Annotated in this window: 17 protein-coding genes; 7 read left to right on the top strand and 10 right to left on the bottom strand. The window is 35.0% G+C overall.

Going from position 1 to position 23,414, the window contains the following annotated elements; genetic code table 11:
- Positions 1-203: 203 nt before the first annotated feature.
- From IRZ99_RS08775 to IRZ99_RS08750, 6 genes are all read right to left on the bottom strand, one after another.
- Positions 204-2,009: an acyl-CoA dehydrogenase family protein gene (locus IRZ99_RS08775; RefSeq protein WP_194656918.1), complete on the bottom strand. Its 1,806-nt coding sequence runs from the start codon at positions 2,007-2,009 to the stop codon at positions 204-206.
- Between the two features lie 267 nt (positions 2,010-2,276).
- Complete coding sequence (locus tag IRZ99_RS08770) at positions 2,277-3,458, bottom strand: acetyl-CoA C-acyltransferase (protein ID WP_042563104.1); 1,182 nt, start codon at positions 3,456-3,458, stop codon at positions 2,277-2,279.
- A 73-nt stretch (positions 3,459-3,531) separates the two neighbouring features.
- Positions 3,532-5,922 (bottom strand): 3-hydroxyacyl-CoA dehydrogenase/enoyl-CoA hydratase family protein, encoded by a 2,391-nt coding sequence (locus IRZ99_RS08765; protein ID WP_194656917.1) that lies wholly within the window; start codon positions 5,920-5,922, stop codon positions 3,532-3,534.
- Between the two features lie 64 nt (positions 5,923-5,986).
- A complete protein-coding gene (locus tag IRZ99_RS08760) occupies positions 5,987-6,445 on the bottom strand; it encodes a MarR family winged helix-turn-helix transcriptional regulator (RefSeq protein ID WP_056193743.1) in 459 nt (152 codons plus the stop codon).
- Between the two features lie 227 nt (positions 6,446-6,672).
- Complete coding sequence (locus tag IRZ99_RS08755; protein ID WP_194656916.1) at positions 6,673-7,704, bottom strand: YafY family protein; 1,032 nt, start codon at positions 7,702-7,704, stop codon at positions 6,673-6,675.
- Positions 7,705-8,337: 633 nt separating this feature from the next.
- Entirely contained in the window at positions 8,338-8,967 is a 630-nt protein-coding gene (locus IRZ99_RS08750) for a hypothetical protein (RefSeq protein WP_370527660.1), read from the bottom strand.
- A gap of 75 nt (positions 8,968-9,042) precedes the next feature.
- Between IRZ99_RS08750 and IRZ99_RS08745 the strand changes: the two genes are divergently transcribed.
- The 3 genes from IRZ99_RS08745 to IRZ99_RS08735 all read left to right on the top strand — a co-directional run bounded on the left by IRZ99_RS08745 (position 9,043) and on the right by IRZ99_RS08735 (position 12,176).
- Entirely contained in the window at positions 9,043-9,612 is a 570-nt protein-coding gene (locus IRZ99_RS08745) for a hypothetical protein (protein ID WP_194656915.1), read from the top strand.
- Positions 9,613-9,680: 68 nt separating this feature from the next.
- Positions 9,681-11,102, top strand: coding sequence for an RtcB family protein (locus IRZ99_RS08740; protein WP_194656914.1), 1,422 nt, complete (start codon positions 9,681-9,683; stop codon positions 11,100-11,102).
- Positions 11,103-11,363: 261 nt separating this feature from the next.
- Positions 11,364-12,176, top strand: coding sequence for a hypothetical protein (locus tag IRZ99_RS08735; protein ID WP_194656913.1), 813 nt, complete (start codon positions 11,364-11,366; stop codon positions 12,174-12,176).
- 42 nt (positions 12,177-12,218) lie between these two features.
- Here IRZ99_RS08735 and IRZ99_RS08730 read toward each other — a convergent pair whose 3' ends face one another.
- From IRZ99_RS08730 to IRZ99_RS08720, 3 genes are all read right to left on the bottom strand, one after another.
- Complete coding sequence (locus IRZ99_RS08730) at positions 12,219-13,547, bottom strand: SWIM zinc finger family protein (RefSeq protein WP_194656912.1); 1,329 nt, start codon at positions 13,545-13,547, stop codon at positions 12,219-12,221.
- A gap of 4 nt (positions 13,548-13,551) precedes the next feature.
- Positions 13,552-16,653: a DUF6493 family protein gene (locus tag IRZ99_RS08725; RefSeq protein WP_194656911.1), complete on the bottom strand. Its 3,102-nt coding sequence runs from the start codon at positions 16,651-16,653 to the stop codon at positions 13,552-13,554.
- Between the two features lie 90 nt (positions 16,654-16,743).
- Positions 16,744-17,601: a hypothetical protein gene (locus IRZ99_RS08720; protein ID WP_194656910.1), complete on the bottom strand. Its 858-nt coding sequence runs from the start codon at positions 17,599-17,601 to the stop codon at positions 16,744-16,746.
- A gap of 600 nt (positions 17,602-18,201) precedes the next feature.
- Between IRZ99_RS08720 and IRZ99_RS08715 the strand changes: the two genes are divergently transcribed.
- The 4 genes from IRZ99_RS08715 to IRZ99_RS08700 all read left to right on the top strand — a co-directional run bounded on the left by IRZ99_RS08715 (position 18,202) and on the right by IRZ99_RS08700 (position 21,404).
- On the top strand, positions 18,202-18,402 hold the full coding sequence (locus IRZ99_RS08715; RefSeq protein ID WP_194656909.1) for a hypothetical protein: 201 nt from the start codon (positions 18,202-18,204) through the stop codon (positions 18,400-18,402).
- Between the two features lie 1,086 nt (positions 18,403-19,488).
- Positions 19,489-20,586: a slipin family protein gene (locus IRZ99_RS08710; RefSeq protein WP_194656908.1), complete on the top strand. Its 1,098-nt coding sequence runs from the start codon at positions 19,489-19,491 to the stop codon at positions 20,584-20,586.
- Positions 20,587-20,643: 57 nt separating this feature from the next.
- Positions 20,644-20,838, top strand: coding sequence for a hypothetical protein (locus IRZ99_RS08705; RefSeq protein ID WP_194656907.1), 195 nt, complete (start codon positions 20,644-20,646; stop codon positions 20,836-20,838).
- Positions 20,839-20,912: 74 nt separating this feature from the next.
- Complete coding sequence (locus IRZ99_RS08700) at positions 20,913-21,404, top strand: hypothetical protein (protein WP_228519058.1); 492 nt, start codon at positions 20,913-20,915, stop codon at positions 21,402-21,404.
- 168 nt (positions 21,405-21,572) lie between these two features.
- Here the strand turns inward: IRZ99_RS08700 and IRZ99_RS08695 are convergent, their stop codons facing one another.
- Positions 21,573-23,351 (bottom strand): long-chain fatty acid--CoA ligase, encoded by a 1,779-nt coding sequence (locus tag IRZ99_RS08695; protein WP_194656906.1) that lies wholly within the window; start codon positions 23,349-23,351, stop codon positions 21,573-21,575.
- Positions 23,352-23,414 lie beyond the last annotated feature (63 nt).

Below are 23,414 nucleotides of genomic sequence, written 5' to 3'. Positions count from 1 at the left end.
CGCGATTTATAAAGATTTTTAAATCATTTTAATCCTGTAATCTGTGGCAAACTTATATGAACTGTGGTTTAGACGCACTGCTGTGCGCCTCTACATAAAATGAACTTATATCACTTATATGGTGAAAAAATAAAAAAATAAACCCGCACAGTTTCGGACTTGTGCGGGTTTAAACAAATTAAAAGCTAAAAACTATTTTTGTATTAGAAGCAGTATTCGTTTTCTGCAACTAACTTAGAAGTAATCGTTTCTCTTAAGGCTACAACATTTGGATTGTTTGTGTATTTTGTGAAACGTTTTAATCCCATTAACATCATACGTTGTTCGTCACCTTCAGCAAAAGAAATAATTCCTTCTTTTCCTCTTGAGTTAACGATATCTACTGCTTTGTATAAGTATAATTTTGCCATAGCAATTTGCTCTTGTACTTTTGCTTCACCTTGATTTTTGGCTAATTTTTCCGTTCTAAGAATAGTACTTTCAGCCATGTAAACCTCGATTAAGATATCAGAAGCAGCCATTAATAACTGTTGGTGAGAATCTAAATCCGGACCATATTTTTGAACAGCGCTACCAGCAACCATTAAGAAAACTTTCTTAAGGTTAGCGATGATTCCTTTTTCTTCAGCAAATAATTCAGAGAAATCAGGAGTATCAAAAGATGGAATTCCCATTAATTCTTCCTGAACCTTCATTGCAGGTCCAAGTAAATCAACATGTCCTTTCATTGCTTTTTTGATCAACATACCTACAGAAAGCATTCTGTTGATTTCGTTTGTTCCCTCATAAATACGAGCGATACGAGCATCTCTCCAGGCACTCTCCATTGGAGTATCTTCTGAGAATCCCATTCCACCAAAAATCTGAATTCCTTCATCAGCACAAGATTGAACGTCTTCAGAAACAGCTACTTTCAGGATAGAACATTCGATAGCATATTCTTCAACACCTTTCAATTCCGCTTCCTGGTGAGAAGTTCCTTCTGCCTCACGAGCAGCAATTCTGTCTTCAATATCTTTTGCAGCTCTGTAAGAAGCACTTTCTCCAGCGTATGCATTAGTTGCCATTTCAGCTAATTTAGAACGGATAGCTCCAAAAGAAGAAATTGCAGTGTTGAACTGAATTCTTTCGTTAGCATATTTTACTGCATTTGAAGTAACTCTACGTTGTGCATCTAAACAAGCTGCTGCCAATTTAATACGTCCAACGTTCAAAGCATTCATTGCAATTTTGAAACCGTTTCCTCTTTCAGATAACATGTTTTCAACAGGAACTTTTGTATCGTTGAAGAAAACCTGACGAGTAGAAGAAGCACGAATTCCTAATTTATGCTCTTCTTCATTCATAGAAATTCCGTTTGACGGATCGTTTTCTACGATGAAACCTGTAATGTTTTTATCATCTCCAATTCTAGCAAAAACGATGAAAACGCTGCAGAAACCTGCATTCGAAATCCACATTTTTTGTCCAGTGATTGAGTAATGTTTTCCATCTTCAGATAAAACAGCTTTTGTTTTTCCTGAGTTAGCATCAGATCCTGCACCTGGTTCAGTTAAGCAATAAGCTCCAAACCATTCTCCAGAAGCCAATTTAGGAACGTATTTTTTCTTTTGTTCTTCAGTACCATAAAGTGTAATTGGCATAGTTCCAATTCCTGTATGCGCACCAAAAGCAGTTGAGAAAGATCCTGTAGCACCAGAAATGTAATCGCAAACTAACATTGTAGAAACGAATCCCATTCCTAATCCACCGTATTCTTCAGGAACCGCAACTCCAAGAAGTCCTAGTTCTCCTGCTTTACGCATAGATGATTCTGTATAAGCGTAATCTTTTTTCTCAAAACGATCTTTATGCGCCCATAATTCTTTGTCAACGAACTCTTTTACAGAGTCACGCATCATTAATTGCTCTTCCGAAAAATCTTCTGGTGTAAAGACATCTTCGCATTTTGTTTCTTTAACTAAAAACTGACCACCACGGGTTACGTTTTTTTCGATTGTATCTGCCATTGCTTTTGTTTTTTGTATATTTTTTTATTTTATAACCTTGTATAATTTAGTATTTCCGGCTTTTTTGTCATTCCGACGGAGGAGGAATCTCCGCAAGTAGCTCCACAACGATTGACAAACTATGCGGATAATTGTCGCGGAGATTCCTCGTTCCTCGGAATGACAAACTATACGTTTACTTTGTCGAATCACTAGTGTGATTTACTTCGTCTGTTCGCTATCGCTCGAGTCTCCTTCGTCGAAATGACAAAAAAAAGACTTATTGTCTTAAAGAACTTCGTAAATCCCTGCAGACCCTTGTCCAGTTCCCACACACATACTCACAATTCCGTATTTACTACCTCTGCGTTTCATCTCGTCGAATAATTGAACAGAAAGTTTAGCACCTGTACATCCAAGAGGGTGACCTAAGGCGATAGCTCCACCGTTTACGTTTACGATATCCGGGTTTAAACCTAGCTCGCGAATTACAGCCAAAGACTGAGAAGCGAATGCTTCGTTTAATTCAACCAGGTCAATATCTTTCAATTCTAAACCAGCTTGTTTCAACGCTTTCGGAATCGCTTTTACGGGACCAATACCCATAATTCTTGGCTCAACGCCAGATGAAGCAAAATTTACTAATCTGGCAATTGGCTCAAGGTTTAATTCTTTAACCATGTCCTCACTCATGATTAAAACAAAAGCAGCACCATCACTCATTTGCGATGAGTTACCTGCTGTAACGCTTCCATCGGCGGCAAAAACAGGTCTCAATCCAGCCAAAGCAGCAACTGATGTTCCGGCTCTTGGACCTTCGTCTTGTTTTACAACGTATGATTTAGTTTCTTTTTTTCCATTTTCATTGATGAAAGTCTGATCAACAGTAATCGGAACGATTTGTTTGTCGAATTTCCCTTCAGCTTGTGCTTTCAAAGCTTTCATATGCGAGTTGTAAGCAAACTCATCCTGATCTTCTCTTGAGATTTTGTATTGGTTTGCAACCGCTTCAGCAGTTAAACCCATTCCCCAGTAATAATCTTCGTGACCTGCAGCGGCAACTTTATAATCCGGAGTTGGTTTGTAACCTCCCATCGGAATAAAACTCATACTTTCAGCTCCACCAGCGATAATACAATCTGCCATTCCTGATTGGATTTTAGCAGTTGCCATTCCGATAGTTTCTAATCCGGATGCGCAATAACGGTTCACTGTAACACCAGGAACATCTTCCACTTTTAATCCCATTAAAGAGATCAAACGTCCAACGTTAAGTCCTTGTTCTGCTTCCGGCATGGCATTTCCTACCATAACGTCATCGATACGTTTTTTGTCAAAATCAGGCAGTTCATCCATCATAAACTGAATAGTTTCTGCTGCTAATTCGTCAGGTCTTTTAAATCTAAAAACCCCTTTTGGTGCTTTTCCTACCGCAGTACGGTAAGCTTTTACGATATATGCTGTTTTCATGTTTTTTTCTTGTTTAGATGAAAGAAGAAAGAGTCAAGAGAAAAGACTTTATCTTGCTTCTTGTTTCTTGTCTCTAGTTTCTTAATGGTTTACCTTTTGTTAGCATGTATTGAATACGTTCAAGAGTCTTTCTTTCTGTACAAAGCGATAAAAACGCCTCTCTTTCGATATCTAATAAATATTGTTCAGATACTAAAGTCGCTTCAGATAAATCACCACCAGCCATTACATAAGCCAGTTTGTTTGCGATTTTTTTATCGTGCTCAGAAATGTATTTTCCAGCTTCCATTTGGTCAGTTCCAACTAAGAACATTCCTAATGCTTGTTTACCTAAAACCTTAACATCAGTTCTTCTGATAGGCTGAGTATAACCCGCTTCAGCCATTAATAAAGCATGTTTTTTAGCTTCAGCAATCTGACGATCTTTGTTTACTACGATAACATCTTTTCCATGTTGAAGAAGACCTGTATCAAAAGCTTCATAACCAGAAGTGGATACTTTTGCCATAGCGATCGTTAAGAAATACTCTTGAAGAACATTCAATTCCACATCGTTTTTGCGGAATAAATCTGAAGCTCTCAAAGCCATTTCTTTAGATCCACCACCACCAGGAAGTACACCAACACCAAATTCAACCAATCCCATATACGTTTCAGCAGCAGCTACTACTTTATCAGCATGTAAGCTCATTTCGCATCCACCACCAAAAGTCATTCCGTGAGGCGCCACTACAACTGGAATAGAAGAGTAACGAACGCGCATCATCGTGTCCTGGAACAATTTGATAGCCATGTTTAATTCGTCATATTCCTGCTCAACTGCCATCATGAAAATCATTCCGATATTAGCTCCAACGGAGAAATTCGCTGCCTGGTTACCAATAACCAAACCTTGATATTCTTTTTCAGATAAGTCGATTGCTTTATTGATAGCCTGAAGTACATCGCCACCAATTGTATTCATTTTAGATTGGAATTCTAAGTTCAAAATTCCGTCTCCTAAATCCTGAATGATTGCACCGCTATTGCTCCAAACTTTTTTGCTTTCGCGGATGTTGTTTAGGATAATGAATGAATCTTGTCCAGGAACTTTAACTTGTGATTTTGTTGGAATATTGTAGAAATAAGTTGCTCCTTCTTTTACAGAGTAGAAGCTTTCGCTTCCAGAAGCCAACATTTCAGTAACCCATGCAGCAGGCTCTAAACCTTCTGCTTTCATGATTTCGATTCCGTTGGCAACACCAATCGCATCCCAGATTTCGAATGGACCATTTTCCCATCCAAAACCAGCTTTCATCGCATCATCAATTTTGTATAATTCATCTGAGATTTCAGGAATTCTGTTTGACACATAAGCAAACATTCCAGAGAAACTCTTGCGGTAGAATTCACCTGCTTTGTCTTTTCCTTTTACTAAAACTTTAAAACGATTGATTGGTTTATCAATAGTTTTTGTTAGTTCAAGCGTAGCAAAATTTGCTTTTTTAGCAGCACGGTATTCTAATGTATCTAAGTCTAAAGACAAAATATCTTTATCTACTTTTTTATAAAAACCTTGTCCTGTTTTGCTTCCCAACCATTTATTTTCCATCATTTTATTGACGAAATCAGGAAGTTTAAACAATTCGTGTTGTTCGTCTGTTGGGCAGTTTTCATAAATACCGTTGGCAACGTGTACCAAAGTATCCAAACCAACAACGTCAACCGTACGGAAAGTAGCCGATTTTGGACGACCGATTACCGGACCAGTCAATTTATCCACTTCTTCAATTGTTAATCCCATTTCTTTTACCAAATGGAATAAACTCTGAATTCCGTAAATACCAATTCTGTTTCCAATAAACGCTGGAGTATCTTTAGCAATAACCGAAGTTTTTCCTAAGAATTTAGATCCGTATTCGTTTAAGAAATCCAATACTTCAGTAGAAGTTTTTGGACCAGGAATAATTTCAAATAATTTTAAGTAACGCGCAGGGTTAAAAAAGTGAGTTCCGCAGAAGTGTTGTTGAAAATCTTCGCTTCTTCCTTCGCTCATAAAATGAATCGGAATACCAGAAGTGTTTGATGTAACCAAAGTTCCCGGAGTACGGAATTTCTCGATTTGTTCAAAAACCAGTTTTTTGATATCCAAACGCTCTACAACAACTTCAATAATCCAGTCAACATTGGCAATTTTTGCCATATCATCAGTCGTATTTCCAGTTGTGATTCTGCTAGCAAATTTTTGACTGTAAATAGGAGACGGTTTCGATTTTAATGAATTCGCCAAGTGCTCGTTTACTACACGGTTGCGAACTGCTTTACTTTCAAGTGTTAATCCTTTTTTAGCTTCAGCTTCTGTCAACTCGCGTGGTACGATGTCAAGCAGTAAAACTTCAACACCAATGTTGGCAAAATGACAAGCTATTCCTGAACCCATAATTCCGGATCCAATTACAGCAACTTTTTTAATTGTGCGTTTCATAATTTGTTACTATTTGTTTTTTGTTTTGAATTGAAATAAGCCGTCTCCATTAATACGAATCTGCTTATTCCTTTTCTTTGTTTTCTGTTTGGGTAAATATGTTTTTGTCCTGAATCAATTCGTTGATAATTTCAGAAACTTCGATAAAATGTTTCAGTTTTTCGTCCGAAACATGTTTTCTAACGGTTTCATTAAATTTCAGAACTGTATTCTTAGATAAATCTCTTTTTTCTTTTCCAAATTCGGTCAGGTAAATCAAAACACCGCGTCCGTCAGATGGATTTTTTTTGCGAACAATCAAACCTTTGTCTTCCATTGATTTTAATGTTCTGGTTAGGCTGGTGGCTTCCATTCCCATTCTTGGCCCTAAGGCAGTCGAAGGTGTTCCTTCTTCCTTGTCGATACTCAAAAGAGCAAACCCGGTGGCCATAGTGGCATCGTATTTTGCAGCTTCTTCGTTATACATTCTTGAAACAGCTTGCCATGTCGCTCTCAAAATATAATCTATTGTTTTGTCTTTCATAGGTAACTATATCGATTTCAAATATAATCAAAAAATACTATGCATGCATATTATTTTAAGATAAATTTTTGGTTAATAAATTTTTTGTTCTGGTTTTCAGTGTTTTATGGTTATTTTTAATTTGAAATATACTATTCTTTTTTGATATTTTAACAAATTAAGTGCGGTAAAAATTGTTTTATGACTTTAAAACGGAGTTAAATTCCATATAATGTAAAAATTGCTGTTTATAATGCAGTATTATTATCCAATTCATATTTGGAAAGTGCCTTTTGCAGTATATTTTTCATTCGTTTTCGGAGGTTTTCGGGTCGGAGAATTTCGATTCCGTCTCCAAAACCCAATAAAATACGTTCCATTTCATAATTAGGAGAAATAAACAGATGCACAATAATACTTCCGTCTTCATTTTCTTTAATCAACCGCTGCGACGAATGCAAAGGTTTGGTCACAACATAAGGCGCATTTACAGCATCAACCCAAAGTTCGATTCTCTTGGGCTGTAAGCCTGTATTTACCGTAACGCCAATTACATTCTTATAAAAAGAATCCGCATCAAAATCTTCTTCTATATAAGGTAGGTTAAAATCGTAGTCGATTGCGATAATGCGATCCAAAGCCAAATTTTTAATGGGCTGTAAGCTTTTTGTCTTTCCTACTAAAAACCATCTGTTATTAAATTCCTTCAATATAAAAGGATGAAAATGGAATTTTGTTTCTTCTCTCGATTTAAAAGACTTGTACGTAATCACAAGCGTAACTTTCTTAATAATCGCCTGATAAATCTCGTCCAGAAAATGGAGCCCTTTCAAATTCTCATTTTTATCCAGATAAATAACGGGTTTCGTATGTGATTTCTCGGAATAGATTTTATCTTCCAGTCGCTGTAAAATATCTGATACATCATTAAACAAAGAGAAATCCTTAAACTGTTTCAGCATCGAAACGGTTTCGGTTAAAACATTCATATCAGTTTCCGTCAGCGGAATATCGGTTATCGAAAAATCTTCGTCTTCATATTTATAATACTTTTTATCGTAAACTACGATTGGCGCATTATAACCCAATTTCTCGCTCCGCATCAGCTGAATATCCATTTGAATCGTTCGCTTGCTGATTGGGTTTTCCCGACCTTCATATTCAAACAAAGCTTCAGAACAACATTCGATTAAATCTTCTAAAGTCCATTGCCGGTATTTATTCTGCAGGCATTTGTCGATTGTTTTGTAGCGTATTAAGGCATTTTTGTTTTGTGACATGTTGTGTTGTTTTTGCTCGCAAAGTCGCGAAGTCGCAAAGTTTTTATTTTTTAAGCCATAGATTTAAAAATTAAACAGATTCAAAAAATCTGCAAAATCTGCTGAATCTGCGAGAAAAAAACTTTGCGTACCAAAAATCATCTTTGCAAGATTCAAATTTTCAATTACGTATAATTATTTCGAGTTTTTGGGCGTGTCCCTCCGGGTCGCGCTTTCGGCTTTATCTTTTGTTCCGTTCCACTTCACAAAAGGATATCGCCTCTATCCCTCACGCGTCTACGTTCCATAAAGGCATTTCTGTTATTACAATATTATTTAACGTCACAATATTTAAGTCCCAGCGGGACAGCATGTTTATAGAAACCAGCGGGACAATAGGTTTATAGAAATAATAAAACACGTTTTCATAAACCCGATCGGGGTGACATATTTTGTAATGTATTTACAGCCTAAATATCGCTCCGCTGGAGCTTTGATTCAACAATTCAATATTAAGCTATAAACATATTGCTCCTCTGGAGCCTTTAAATAAATTCAAAAAAAATCTGCTAAATCTGCTAAATCTGCGTGAAACAAAACTTTGCGGCTCTGCTCCCGATAGCTATCGGGATTGAGAGATTCAAAAAGCCCCAATTAAATTAAAAGCTTTATTTCCTTTTCAATATTAACCCGTGCCTTCTCTTCATATAATTTCCTAAATTCATCCGTCTGAAAAATAAACTCATTCTCCAGAAAATGTTTCAACGCTTTTGCACGTCCGGGTTTATAGAGAAAATCGGGATAAATGCGGTATTCTTTTCTAATCTGTTCAAAATAGATTTTATAATCCTCCCAATCTCTGGCGAGAATCTTCAAATCAAAATCGATCAGCCAGTTTATATCTTCAACTTCATTATGCTGATGTTGTTGCGTTGCACAAATCATATCAAAAACCAATGCCGAATTCAAAGTAGTTTCCTTCGGAAGAATCTTAACCGCATATTCAGCACTTTTTAATTCGTTGTCTTTTTTGCTGCTTACATAAATGTAATCATGATAAAAGATCGAGTACAAAACTTCATTCGGAAATTGAAGCTGATCAAAATAGGTTTCATAACTGGCAATCATATCTTGTATATGCGTCAGATTATGATAATGTCTTGATTTTTTGGAATAGGCTTTTTCTAAATCAAGCCAGTTTTGCTGAATCTCATTTTCTCCGAAACCAATATTCGTGAGTAATTCGGTATATTTATCTTTAAGATTCATGTAGTTTTTTCTCAAAAATAGCCATTCTTTTTTACTGCGCAAAATAATTGCGTAGTAGTATTTGAATCTTTGAAAGATAAATTAATAGATATGAAAAATTCAGAATTTGAAATCCATCCTTTTAATGAAGTTTTCTACATTGAATCTTTATTAAATAAAACACGTTCAATTTTGAATGATGTTGAATCAGTAAACAATTTTTGGAAAAATGGAAATCATGATTGTCAAAACGATGATATGATTTTAGATTTATTTCAGAATATCATTCTTAATGCAGGAGGAATTTCCCGATTTTTTTGGCCTCCAAAGAATAAGAATAGCGGGCATTATCAAATTAGAGGGGAAAAATTACGCGAAGTTTATCTTGTTAGTGATTCAAATATTTTGAAAAATCGAGATATGAGAAACCTTATTGAGCACTTTGATGAGAATTTAGATGACTTTTTAAAAGAATTTGTTAGCGGAATAGTCATGCCAAAATACGTTGGACCAATAATTTATGTAGATGATTCAAGAATATTTTTTAGAGCATATTTTTACGATAAGCAAATTTTTAAGATGCTCAATGTGGACTATGAAATAAAACCAATAATAGCCGAAATTAAGAGAATTCATGAAATTTTATTACTGCAACTATCGAATGGTGGTCGATTTAAATAACTGCGCATTAGTAAAAAACCTTTGCACCTATGAACCTCTGCAACTTTGCCCCTTTAAATATAGAAACAATGAAAACACAAATCAACGGATTTGAATTAATGGAATTAGGATTCCCGGAAGGAAAAATAATCGGAATCGCATTAAAAATAAACAGTAAAAGACATGGATTAAAACGTGATGAAATGATAACAAATTTCAAAAACGTTTTGGAAACACCAGAAAATTATACAAACGATGCTATTTTTAGCAAACTCGCCATTGCCTTAATCGAAAAAGCGAATGAAAAACCAGAAGATTTCATCACTTTAAATCAAAATCCAAACGCCTATTCTGCTTACGGATTAGCACATATCGAAGACGGCGCCAGAAAACAAATGGAAGTGGCCATGAAATTGCCGGTTACGGTTGCCGGAGCTTTAATGCCGGATGCACACCAAGGTTACGGATTGCCTATTGGCGGCGTTTTAGCGACCAAAAAGGCCATTATTCCGTATGGTGTTGGAGTTGATATTGGTTGTAGAATGGCTTTGTCGGTTTATGATATTCCGGAAGCTTTTTACTTTGAAAACGAAGCTAAATTCAAAAGAGAATTAGTGGCACATTCTAAGTTTGGTGCAGGTCATGGTTTTCAGGGACAATACAAATCAGATCACGCGATTTTAGAAAATGACACTTTCAATATGAACCCGTTTGTTCAGCACTTAAAAGATAAGGCCTGGTCGCAATTGGGTTCGTCTGGTGGAGGAAATCATTTTGTGGAATTCGGAATCATGGAATTCGCCAAAGACGATGCCGTTTTAAATATCCCAAAAGGGAAATATGTCGCTTTGTTAACGCATTCCGGTTCACGTGGAATGGGCGCAACTATTGCCGGACATTATACCAAAATTGCCAAAGAGGTTTGTAAACTTCCGGAAGTGGCAAGAAACTTAGCCTATTTGGATATGAATTCGCAATTGGGTCAGGAATATTGGATGGCGATGAATCTGGCGGGAGATTACGCTTCGGCTTGTCATGAAATTATCCATAACAAAATGGAGAAAGCTTTAGGCGCAACAATTTTAGCCAAAGTAGAAAACCATCATAATTTTGCCTGGAAAGAAACCTGGAATGGAGAAGAAGTAATTGTGCACAGAAAAGGAGCAACGCCAGCCGGAAAAGGCGTAATGGGAATCATTCCGGGAAGTATGACTGCACCGGGATTTTTGGTGAGAGGAAAAGGAGAGGAGAACGCGATAAACTCAGCTTCGCACGGAGCAGGAAGACAAATGAGCAGAACTCAGGCGATTAAAAACATCACGAAAACCGAAATGCAGTCCATCCTAAAAGACCACGGCGTAACGCTTATTGGTGCTGGTTTAGACGAAGCACCAATGGCCTACAAAGACATCAATCAGGTGATGGAAGCACAACAGGATTTAGTTGATGTCGTAGCAAAGTTTACCCCAAAAATGGTCAGAATGGCGGATGACGGAAGCCGTGAGGATTAAGCAAACCTAACAGGTTTTTAAAACCTGTTAGGTTTTTTAGGTTTAAAGGTGCAGAGGTTCAAAGGGACAAAGTTTTTCGTCATTTTATGTCATTTCGACGGAGGAGAAATCCTCGCGAGTAACTCCGCAACGAAAGTCCAATCTTTGTCGAGCTTCTGGCGAGGATTTCTCCTACGTCGAAATGACAAACATCGCCAAAAAACTTTGCGCCTCTGCGTCTTTGCGAGATTAAATTACTTTAATTTGCCAAAAAAAAACGGAATGAAATTTATACAGCAGCGAACCATAATCTTAAAGTCACTTATTGCCGCATTGGCCATATTAATAATTAAAAATTTTGTTTTCAAAAAACTTTCTCTTTACGGACAGGATTTTCACGATTTGATAGAACTATCCGATATTACGATTATTTTTACCGGAGCCTTTTTCGTATTCGGATTATTATTGGCGGCAACCATGACCGATTTTAAGGAAAGTGAAAAAATCCCGGGTGAAGTCGCTTCGAATCTGGAAGCGATCAAAGACTGGATTTATCTGGCTTTCAAGGCGCCAAGAACAGGAACTTCTGATTTGTGCAAGGAGGAATTGGACAGCACCTTTTTACGCGAGCAAATGATCGCCATTACCGATGGTATCATTGCATGGATTTATTCCCACGGAAAAGATTCTACTGTTATCTTTCCCTTAATTCGAAAATCAAATGAGATTGCCTATTATTTTGCCGAAAGAGGTGTCGATAAAGAAGCCATAAAAGGCATACAGGAAAATACAAATGCGATGCGAAAACAGCTTACGCGTGCCTATTCGATTTCGAGAAACAACTTCATCAAACCGGCTTATACCTTGCTGCAAAGTATATTGTTTATCGTGATGTCACTTTTACTGATTACCAAATTCAAAAGCCCTTCAGCCGATTATCTGGTAACGTCTGCCATTACATTTTTGTTTTGCTATTTGTATTTATTAATTAGTGGTTTAGACGATCCTTTTGATATCCTCAACGGAGATACCAATGTCGATTTGAAACCTATCGATCGATTTAAACAACGATTGTGTTCGGATTTTTTGGTTTGAAAACCGATTAATATTTGAAAAGCTTTTTATAAATTTAATTTTTTAAGAAACCATCATCTTAACTCCCAAAATGTGCTTACAAATTCCTCTTTTGCCCTGATAAGCCGTAAACCAGTCACAAGTACATCTTTGCGAATTAGCATCGATAATCACTTTGTGTAAAACGCCCGAACCTTTTACTTTGGCTTCGATATAGTCGGCCCTTCGTTCGACGATTTCGATGTCTTCATTGTCGATTAGTTTTTTGGCATTTTTAAGTCTTGGGTTTAGCGATAAAATGCGTTCGGTTTTAAAAGGAAGACGGCGGTAGAAATGCGCTTTTTCGCTTAAATCATAACCTAATAATCCCATTGAAGATAAATTAGACGTCAGGTTGTCCATTGTTCCAAAATCAATATCGTTTTCTATAGAAAGCATTGTTGGATCAAAAGTCTCATTTGATTTTAATAAACTGTTTAATCCATAAACCCATTCTATTGGTAAATTTTCAGTCATGGTTTCCAATACGTTTCCTTCGCCTGAAAATCCGCGATACGAGTCGGGAGAAAAAGCCATTAAAAGCTGCATTTTTCCAAATTCGGCCACTATCGCACAAGTTTGTTTGTCTGACGATTCATAAATATAAATTTTATCTACAATGGCCAGAATTCCTTCTAACAAACGCAAACGCTGTACACCGCCAATTCTAACACTGTCGGCGGTAGCCAAAGTCGAAAACATAAATTTTCCGGCTCTTTTGGTAATAAAAAAATCACCTTTTACAGCTCCTTTTGGTAAACTTTGAAACAACTGAATGGTCTGAATTTTATTCAACTCAAACTTAATATCCATATCTGCCAGATACAACTGAACACTCGTTAAACCTTTTATCCACCGCATTGGTAAAGTCACTTTTTTCTCGGTCACTTTTGCTTTGCTGGTAATCACCTGAATATCCTGCTGACCAACGGCAAGGGTTACTTTTTCGTTTTTCTGAATCGCATTTAAGGCATTCAGCATCGGATCATTAAAATCGACATTCGTCGTTCCGTTAGCAATAAATTCTCCGTCAATCGCTTCTGGCTTCATATCCAGTCGTACATATACGCCATTGCAAGACGAAAACCCTTCGAAACGCAAGCGCTCAGATCCCGCCGAAACGATAGGATCCCGAAGACTTGGCGGAATAGGTCCAAAACTGGAACCAACTACTTTGGCAATCGTACTCCAGCATTTTGCCGTAACATAAGGATCTGTCAAACTTCCCCAGAAAAAACACGGAATGTTATTGACTTCTTCAATTTCGGTCTGATGTGCCAAAACCAAATTGTTGATGCCTTTGGTTTTACTGTAAGTCGATATTCCTTTATAATTATATTGTAGATCGGTCATGCTATTAATTTAAAATTTGTTTTACTAAAACTTTTAAGGAATTGTTCTCTTTTAACTTTTCTAAAAAAACTTTTGTTTCAGGTGAAGGTTTTTGATTGGTTTTAGATAGAACATCTAAGTAATTTTCTACTAATTTCTTGAAATTGGCAGGAAGTTTTTCTTTTAGTTCTACGTTTTTTAGAATACCATCTAAAAGTAAAAATAAGGCAGAATTATGCAAAGATGAAATATCTTTTAGAGCAATAATAGATTCTGCTAATCGAAGCAAAACACCGTATCTATTTGAAATTAATAAAGCTACTTTTTCTGCAAATAAATTGATTTCGATTTTTTGATTTTCAACTAAATTAATTAAAACTTCTGAAGCCAGTAATCTTGTGTCTTTCTTCTCCTGAAAAAAACAGCAAGTGAAAATGAGCAAGGTGATATCAGAAAATTTAAAATCAGGCTGATTCACAACTGTAAGGAACCCTTTTAATTCAGCATTTGTTCCATCTGCAGTACTACAACATTTTTCTAATAATAAATAACCTAACGGATCATTATTTTGAGGCATTAAACTGTTCCAATAATAAGCATTTTCTATAGATTCCAGTTTGAAATGGCTCATCCATGTATATTGCTCTTTTTTTTTGTGAATATCTAAACTGTATAAAAAATGACTTGGAATTGATGTGTCATCTGGTAACTCAAAAAGAATTTCTGTCCAGGTTGTTCGCATTATTTTTTTGGTATAACTATCTGTCCATTCATTTGATTTTTCTTTAAATTCAAGTTTTGGAGAAAAAGGTGCGACCAAAAAAGGAAGATCTTTTAAGTATGTTTTTTCGAATTCTGTAAAAGTTTCATTCGGATAAAATGTTCTTGAAGCGGCTGCCCATAATCCAACTTTTTCTATATTCTGACTGGCTCCGGTAGCTTTTTGAAATAACTTAGTAATGATAGAACTTGATTGAATGTTGATATCTTTTGTAACACCCAGACAAAAAGACATTAATTGCTCCATGTCAGCATCTAATTTGCTTAATAACGGAATTGCTTCTTCAATATTTTCGCGGGGCATTCTGCTAATTGCAATGCTTAAATCAACCAAATCAATAGTTTCGCCCGCAGTTTGATAGGAGATAATTCGTTCCAATAAAATTTTAGGTGCGACCCAATGTGGTTTATGTGTTGGAAAAGACAATAAAGGCAAAGTAGAATTGTCTTTATTTTTTTGTAATACTTTTTGAATAAGAGGTTTTACTGATCGAAGCGTTTTAAGGGAGACAAGCTTTTTATCATCAAGTACATAAAAGAAATTTTTATCATTAATTTTATTGACCAGCAAATTTTTTATATAGATTTTCAGAATACTAGTAAAATGATTTTTATCTAATTGCTTTAAATAGGGTTGTAACTGATCAGAATAGTCACTCGGGAATAAATCTTTTTGCGTAATATAAACATTCAATAACGTTTCAGAATCAATAACATCTTCAGAAGAAATAAAACGCCCGAAAAGAAACAAAATTTCATTCCAATCTCGAGGAATTTGAACTTCATCAATTAACACTTTTGATTTTTTAGGATTAAATTCATAAAGTTCCAGAGACGATTCGTTCGCTGCTAAAATATCCTCACTCAAGAAATCACTTAAACTCGACTTTATACTGCCTTGCATGTACGAAGCGTAGTTAGAGAGTTTCTCTCTCAAAAGGGCATCTTTTTTATTGCCTAATTTTAGAATTATTTTTGTTGCTCTTTCTTGTAAGCTTAAATCAGATACGACGTAAATATCAGCAATTAATAGGGCTGTTAACTTGTTTAATTTTGGATTTATTTTGCTAAGTTTTTCTAAAACAATTAAATTACTTTTTATTGCAGCTTTACATTCACTTCGCATCATTAATGCTTCAAGCCACTCTAAATATGATTTAGTTTTAAACTTGGGATGATCATATATTTTTTTTATTAATTCGGAACCATAATTAGTAATCGTTGGATTTGAATTATGAAAATAAGTGAAAATATTTTCCTGAAATGGAATTAACTCATCAGGAGTAAGGTTTAATTCGGCAAGAATTTTTCTAAAAAATAATTTTAAATTGTTATTCCATTCTTTTGTCTGAATTAGAATTGCATTTTCAATAAATGATTTTTTATCTAATTTGTTTTCTGACAATAACTGTAAAAAAGTAATTGACCAGGTATTACATTCTCTGTAACTAGCATTTTCAGTTTCTCTAAAAGTACTATTTTGTATGCCAGTTTCGTAGTTATATAACTGGGGAATATCTCTTTCGTAGGCGATTTTATCATTTACTAAATAAGCAACAAATTCGCGAGCATTAACTTTTCCTGACCAGCTGTTGAATCTTGATAAACACAAAGCGGTTAATTCAGGATTAAAACTTATTAATTCTTGTTCTTCAAGAGAACGTAATGCTTTATAATCAAAATTTAACCATTCTGATTTTCTAAATCTACCTAGTATGTAGGTTTCAATCCAATTTGGTTTTGCCCAATGTAAAATTTCTAAAACATATGGCTCATTTACCTTTTCTAAAACTTGTAATACTTCATCAAATGCTAAAATAGAAGATTTATCAAATAAGGCGATAGCGCTTAATGTAATTATATTTTTAATCTTATCATCTCCTCTAGTTCCCCAATCCCAATTATTTCTTGTGATTTTATTGTATCCAGGTTCTTTTGTCAAATCAATATAAGTCATCCAATGACGTTTGTTTTTTTTGATCTGATTTTTTAAAACTTCAATATTTCCTTTTGATTTTTCTTTAAGAAAAGGTAATAATAAAGCAACGTTTTTCGATTTTAAAATTGCATCATATTCTTCAATAATTTGGTTGGAATTACCACTTTTTGAATTGTTTGTTTTAGAAACAACACTAACATCTCCATTTTCAGAATATCCCTTTTTAATTTTTTCAGCTAATATTTTTTCCGCTACTTTTAAACATTCCTCATTGGTACTAAAACTTTTTGTTTGTGATGTTCCAGAAGTTCCATTCCTTCCATAAATAACGGTATAATTTAAACCTGTAACTTCGATTTGCCAAAATTTATCGGAATTTCCATCTATGTATTTAAGACTTTTTTTCATGGGATTTTAATGGAATGGATTTTTAAAATGATTGTATGTATGTTTTTTTTAAATAGATTTTTTGTTCGAAATCAAACGGATAGAACTGAATCAAACAATAATGGTTTCGTTAACGGGTTGTTCCGCTTTTTTAACGAACTTCAAATAAATAAAATACTCCACAAAAGGAATAATCAAAAACAAAAGGAAAAAAAGCAATTCGTGTTTCAGGATTTCGTTAAAAATAAGATCCAATCCGGCTTGCAATTTGCGTCCTATTTCAGATTGTATGGAGTTTTCGATTCTTTGTGGTTCGATTTGATCTAGTTTTTGTAAAAGCGTTTTGAATTTATTGTAATCAATATCTTTTACGTTTTTCATGTCGGCTTTGTCGTCAACGACTTTCATAAAGCCATACACGCAGGCGCTGTAAATTTCCGACTCGTATTTTTGAAGCAAAAACGATGTCGATGAATTCTTAAAGTTATCTACAGTTTGTAAACCGCTGTTGTTTTGTTTGATATAAAGCGCCAATGCCTGGGTCAAAGATTTGCTGACATCTTCTGAAGAATTAGAAAGCAATTGAAGCGAATGCAGAAAATCTTTTTTCTCCTTTTCAGATGAAAAAGTAGTTCCGATTGTTTTCGAATAAATATTGGCGGTTATGTTTTTGTTTTCTGATTTCAAAACAGATTTTCCTCCATACAAAAGGCCAATCATAGCAAAGAAATAAAGGAAAACGATCATAAAATACGGAATCCAGAGTTTGGCAATCCAATTGTAATATTTCCTGTCACGGGTGAAAATATTTTTTCTGTACAAAAAGACATTGAAAATGATTCCTACAATGAGGCCCAGAATAATAAATAAAACCGTCCAGAATATAAACCAACCAATATTGGGTAAAATAAATTGTTTCGAAAATTCCCAAACTTCAGACCAGACGATACTGTCAATATATTCTTTCATAGGTTTTATTTAAGTGAGATAAAAATAATCAAAAGTCGCTACCAAACTAAAATTCTGGAAGAAATCAATGGGTTTTGTTTGTTTTAATTTTAACAAAAACAATAGAAAAAGTTATATTAAATAAAAATATACGTTACATTTGCCCTCGAATTAGTAAAAAAACAATCATATGACCCTGTCAGCAATAAAAAATAGCGATCGTTTAGCGGGATTTCTTCCGGCTAAAGACTCAGGATGTCATATACATTTTATGGAATAGAAACGGAATTGTAGTTCCAAACTCAACATAAATAGATAAAAGCGTCCTCATCGGGACGCTTTTTTTGTTTTTAATGCACTTCGACTCCGCTCAGTGTGACAAGAAAATTGCTGAATGGGACAAGAAAATGATAAAAAATAACCCTTAACTAAAAATAATTAGAAAAATAATTGACCAAATTTTACATGATAAAACAAATTAGTGAAATATAATCTTGAAAAGTAATCTGATGAGAGACAGTCATTTGATACAAAAAGAAATCTGCACCAGTATGCGGACAGGGATTTTTATGGATGTTGTTTAAATGTAATTAACTGATAATCAATAAAATAATTTTAAAAATGATTTGGATAATTGATTTTTTCGACTTTATCTTTGCCGAAGAAAATCTGAAAAGAGAATTTCAAAAAATAACAACGATTTCAAAATATAATACAACATATAAAATGGCTTTTAATAAAAACATATATAACGAACAACTGCTAAACCCGGGATCAGATCTTGGATGTTTAACAATACAGGTGCATCAATACAGGCAATAGGATAGTTATATCCCGTTGAATTTATAAAGCACCTTTAACCGGGTGCTTTTTTTATGCTTGTGAGGTTTGCCACGAAGGCACAACGACACTAAGTTTTTTTGCTTTGCGACTTTGCGACTTTGCGAGAAATTACTCGCCAGTATTGTTAACTATACTTTGTCAATCTCTCGCAAAGTCGCAAAGACGCAAAGTTGATTTCCCTTTGTGACTTAGTGGCAAAAAAAACACTGCGCAGAATAACTGCGTAGTACAATTTGAATATTTGTCTAAGAAATAAAACAAGTTCTTTATAAACTGAAATTCATCAAAGGAAACTTTGATTTACAATATCAAACAAGTCCTGTTGCGTGTTTCTGTATAGCACCATTGTAGGGAACTTTCCGCAAAAGCGTATTATGTTTTTCTATGCAACTTGATTTGGAGGTTTTGATTGTTTTCCAAAAAATAATCCCACACTCTATGTGTCATGGGTTCGAATCCCATTCGCAGCAATGCGATAGCTCAGTTCGGTTAGAGCAATAGACAATTCGCAGGTTCGAATCCTGCACCGATTTTTGGATTCGGTTTGACAGCGGCGGTCACAGACTCAAAATCTGTATCCCAGAGAACATCACTCTTTAAAAGATGACCACAAAAAAACTGATTTGTCTTTGTCAGTGAAATTAGGATTTGGGGATCCTAATTCACACTCATGATAAAACCAGTGCGAACAGAAATGTATTTTGAAATACGCTTTTTCTTTTCGGTTTGATTGTTAGAGTGATTTTTTTAGAATTAAAAATCGCTTTTTCAAAATAGAATTGCAAAACAATTAGGGTAAACAAATTACAAACTGTTAGTCCGTTTTTCTCGGAGGAGAAGGGCAATGAGGTTTTTTTATTTAACGAGAGAATAGAGTATAGAATATAGAGAATAGAGGCAAGAGGCAAGAAACAAGAAGTAAGAGAATAGAATATAGAATATAGAGAATAGAGGGAAGAGAATAGAGTATAGAATATAGAGTATAGATTTATGCGGTTTCAAAACTTGAAACCTGAAACCTGAAACTTGAAACAAACAAAACAAAACAAACTAAAAAAAATAACCATGATTACAAGAATTAAAATCGAGGCTTACCAAGTAGGATTGGTATTCGAAAATAGAAAATTGGTAAACGTACTAGAAGAAGGATTGCACTGGATTTTTGGAAACAAAAATGTGATGATCTACAATACGAATGAATCATTTCAGGCACCATTTGAGTTGAATATTTTGTTGCAGAACGAAGTATTGGCTTCAATGCTGGAAATCGTTGAGGTGGCCGATAACGAGATTGTTTTGCAATTCGTAAACGGAAACTTTAAAGGTGTTTTGCAAGCGGGAAGATATGCTTTCTGGAAAGGCATTATAAAAAATGAATTCACAAAAGTGGATGTTTCCAAAATTGAAATCACGGAGAATATTCCAGTGAATTTATTGGAGCACAATCAATTGAAATACTTTGTTAGAAAATTCATAGTATCAAGTAACGACAAAGCTTTGTTGTTTGTAAATGGAACTTTCGTGAAAGAATTGAAAGCCGGAACGCACTACTTTTGGAATAACGCGATTACGATCGAAGTTAAAACGGTTGATGCAAGACAACAACAAGTGGAGATTTCGGGTCAGGAATTGTTGACAAAAGATAAAGCGGGATTGAGAATCAATTTCTTTGTGAGATACCAGGTTGTTGATATCATGAAAGCGTTGGTTGATAACAAAGACTTCGATAAACAATTGTATGTTGCTATGCAATTGGCTTTAAGAGCTTTTGTAGGCGGATTGACTCTGGATGAATTGTTGGCGAAAAAAGATTCGATTGCTGATTCGATTTTGACTGAAGTAACTGCCAAGATAAACGAATTGGGATTGACGATTTCTGACGCCGGAATTCGTGACGTGATTTTGCCAGGAGATATGAAAGAAATCATGAATCAGGTTTTGGTTGCCGAGAAAAAAGCACAGGCCAACAGCATCATGAGAAGAGAAGAAACCGCTGCAACAAGAAGTTTACTAAACACAGCAAAGCTGATGGAAGAAAATGAAATGCTGTGGAAATTGAAAGAGATGGAATACGTTGAAAAAATCGCTGATAAAATTGGAGAAATCACAATTTCAGGCGGCGGAAACGTCATTGGTCAATTAAAGGAAATCTTCGTGAAGTAAAAAAAAGAAACCCTTAGCAGTATTTGCTAAGGGTTTAATTAAAAATAAAATTTAAGAATGAATCAAAAAACAGTATTTACGTCTGATCCTTATGTTGGTCAGACAAATATAATTAGGGGTATTGAGCTTCCGTTGGCTTCGGCAGAAGAAACGGGTTTAGAGCTCATTAAACGACGGAATGAAAAGATAGAAGCAAAGAATATTGTATACAATTTATATAATATTCCTCTGGCAAAGTATGGGTGTTTTTAAAACTTACAGCTGGAGGATTCTGCGAATTCCTGCGTTTTTCCTGAGATTCTCAAGAATTTCTAAAGAGAAATACCATGCGTAACAATACATTAAAAGAATATAAAAAAGCGATCAGAATTAAATATGAGATAGAAAAAAACGGAAAATACTTTGATTATTTGCACAAGCCTTCTCGTGGAAAACTTCGTGATTTTTGTTGGCTTATTTTCGAGAGTAACCCAACCCAGGATGACTTAAATGTTTTTAAAAATCTATTTTCTTTAGATTTTGATCATACTAAAAAGAAAAAGTTTAAGGAGCAAAAAGATAAGTTCAGACCTATTGAGACTTTCTTTAAAGGCGAAACAGATCCGGTAAATATTGATGCAATTAATATGGCTGCAATTATGGTTGATTTTCAACCGCGTCCTTTTAAAAAGTTTCATGAAAAATGTAAAAATGAAGAAGCGAAACAGACTGAAAAAAGCGGCAAAGCTATTTCCGGAAAAAAGAATCGCAAAATAAAATGGCAGAAGCGTTATATAGTAATTGAAAGAAACCTTCGTCAGGTCATGGCTCTTTTTTAGAATCGAGGCAAAGCACAAAGATTTTTATTTAAGGATGTCATAGAAAACACAGAGTTCACAAAGCTAAATTAATACAAAGCTTTGTGAACTTGCCCTTTTATAGTTTGCGCAATTAAAAAAGGCTGTCCTTGGGAGACAGCCTTTTTCTTGGTTAATTATTTTGGAATGTTATTCGTGACCATAGATTTTAGCGTAAAGATCTTTGTAAATTTCTTTAATGATCTTACGTTTTAATTTTAAAGTAGGAGTAAGTTGTCCGCCGTCGATAGACCAAACATCAGGAGTTAACTCAAAACGTTTGATTTTTTCCCAGTTTCCAAACTTCTCATTAATTGTTTCAACTTCTTCGTCGATACGTTTAATTACTTCCGGATTAGCACTTATTTCGGCGTTTGTGCTTCCTAAAGTTGTTTTATGAAGCTTTGCCCATTCTTTTACAAATTCAAAGTTAGGCTGGATAAAAGCAGCCGGCATTTTTTCACCGTCTCCAATTACCATAATCTGCTCAATAAAACGAGATTGTTTCATCGCATTTTCAATCAGCTGAGGTGCAATATATTTTCCACCAGAAGTCTTGAACATTTCTTTCTTACGGTCTGTAATTTTTAAGAAACCTTCGCTGTCAATTTCGCCAATATCTCCTGTATGGAAATAGCCGTCTTGCAACGCTTCAGCCGTTTTTTCAGGATCTTTAAAGTAACCTAACATTACGTTTGGTCCCTTGCAAAGAATTTCTCCGTCAGCAGCAATTTTAACTTCGACATTACGAATTACTTTTCCAACCGTTCCAATTTTAAATCCTTTATTTCTTTGATCGTTTACGGCAATTACCGGAGATGTTTCAGACAAACCGTAACCTTCCATAACCGGAATTTCTGCAGCAGCAAAAACTCTTGTTAAACGTGGTTGTAAAGCGGCACTTCCGGAAACCATTAAATCTAAATTTCCACCCAAACCTTCTTTCCATTTACTGAAAATAAGTTTGCGTGCAATTTTTAACTGAAACTCATACCAGGCACCATTGGCTCCGTATGGTTCATATTTTAAACCTAAATCAATAGCCCAGAAAAACAGTTTTTTCTTGATACCGGTTAATTCAGATCCTTTTGCGTAAATTTTATCGTAAACTTTTTCTAAAAGTCTTGGTACAGCTGTAATTACAGTTGGACGAACTTCTTTTAAGTTATCACTGATTTTATCAATTGATTCTCCAAAATATACCGAAACACCATAATATTGATAGATGTACAAAATCATTCTTTCAAAAATATGGCAGATAGGCAAGAAGCTCAACGCAGTGCTTTTTCCCGGATCAAACGGAATTCTTGGCGCGCTGTCCAAAACATTTGAAACAATATTTTTGTGTGAAAGCATAACCCCTTTAGGTCTTCCTGTTGTTCCTGAAGTATAAATAATTGTAGCTAAATCATCAGTTTGAATACTGTCTTTTCTTGCTTCAACTTCGTTTTGATTACTTTGGTCTTCACCAAGTGCCAATAAATCACTCCAGTGTTTACAACCCGGAATTTCATTAAAAGAATAGACTTCTTTTAAAGTCGGAACATTAGCCTGTATCAGTCTTACTTTTTGAAGTACTTCATCATCAGATACAAAACAGTAAATACTGCCACTATGGTTCAATATATATTCGTAATCTTCTTCAGAAATGGTTGGATAAATCGGCACGTTCTGAGCACCAGTCTGCAGAATACCAATATCCATAACATTCCATTCGGTACGGTTATTTGAGGTGATTAAAGCGATTTTATCATCTTTCTGAACGCCCATACGCAACAATGCTCTCGAAACAGCATTGGCTTTAGCAATATATTCTTCGCTAGATGTTTTTTCCCAGACTCCGTCTTTTTTTGTTGCCAAAGCAACCGGAAGGTTATAAGTTTCTTGTTGATAATAGGGAAAATCAAAAAGGCGTGTGATTGAAACCATGTTTAATATGTTGAATTTTATCGCAAATTAAATAAAAAATAGGTATAATTTTTAATTTTGTGG

This window comes from Flavobacterium sp. LC2016-12 (assembly GCF_015351595.1).
In the GTDB taxonomy this organism is placed as follows: Bacteria; Bacteroidota; Bacteroidia; order Flavobacteriales; family Flavobacteriaceae; genus Flavobacterium.
The sequence above is the reverse complement of the archived record's forward strand: the minus strand, read 5'-3'. Positions and strand labels throughout refer to the sequence as shown.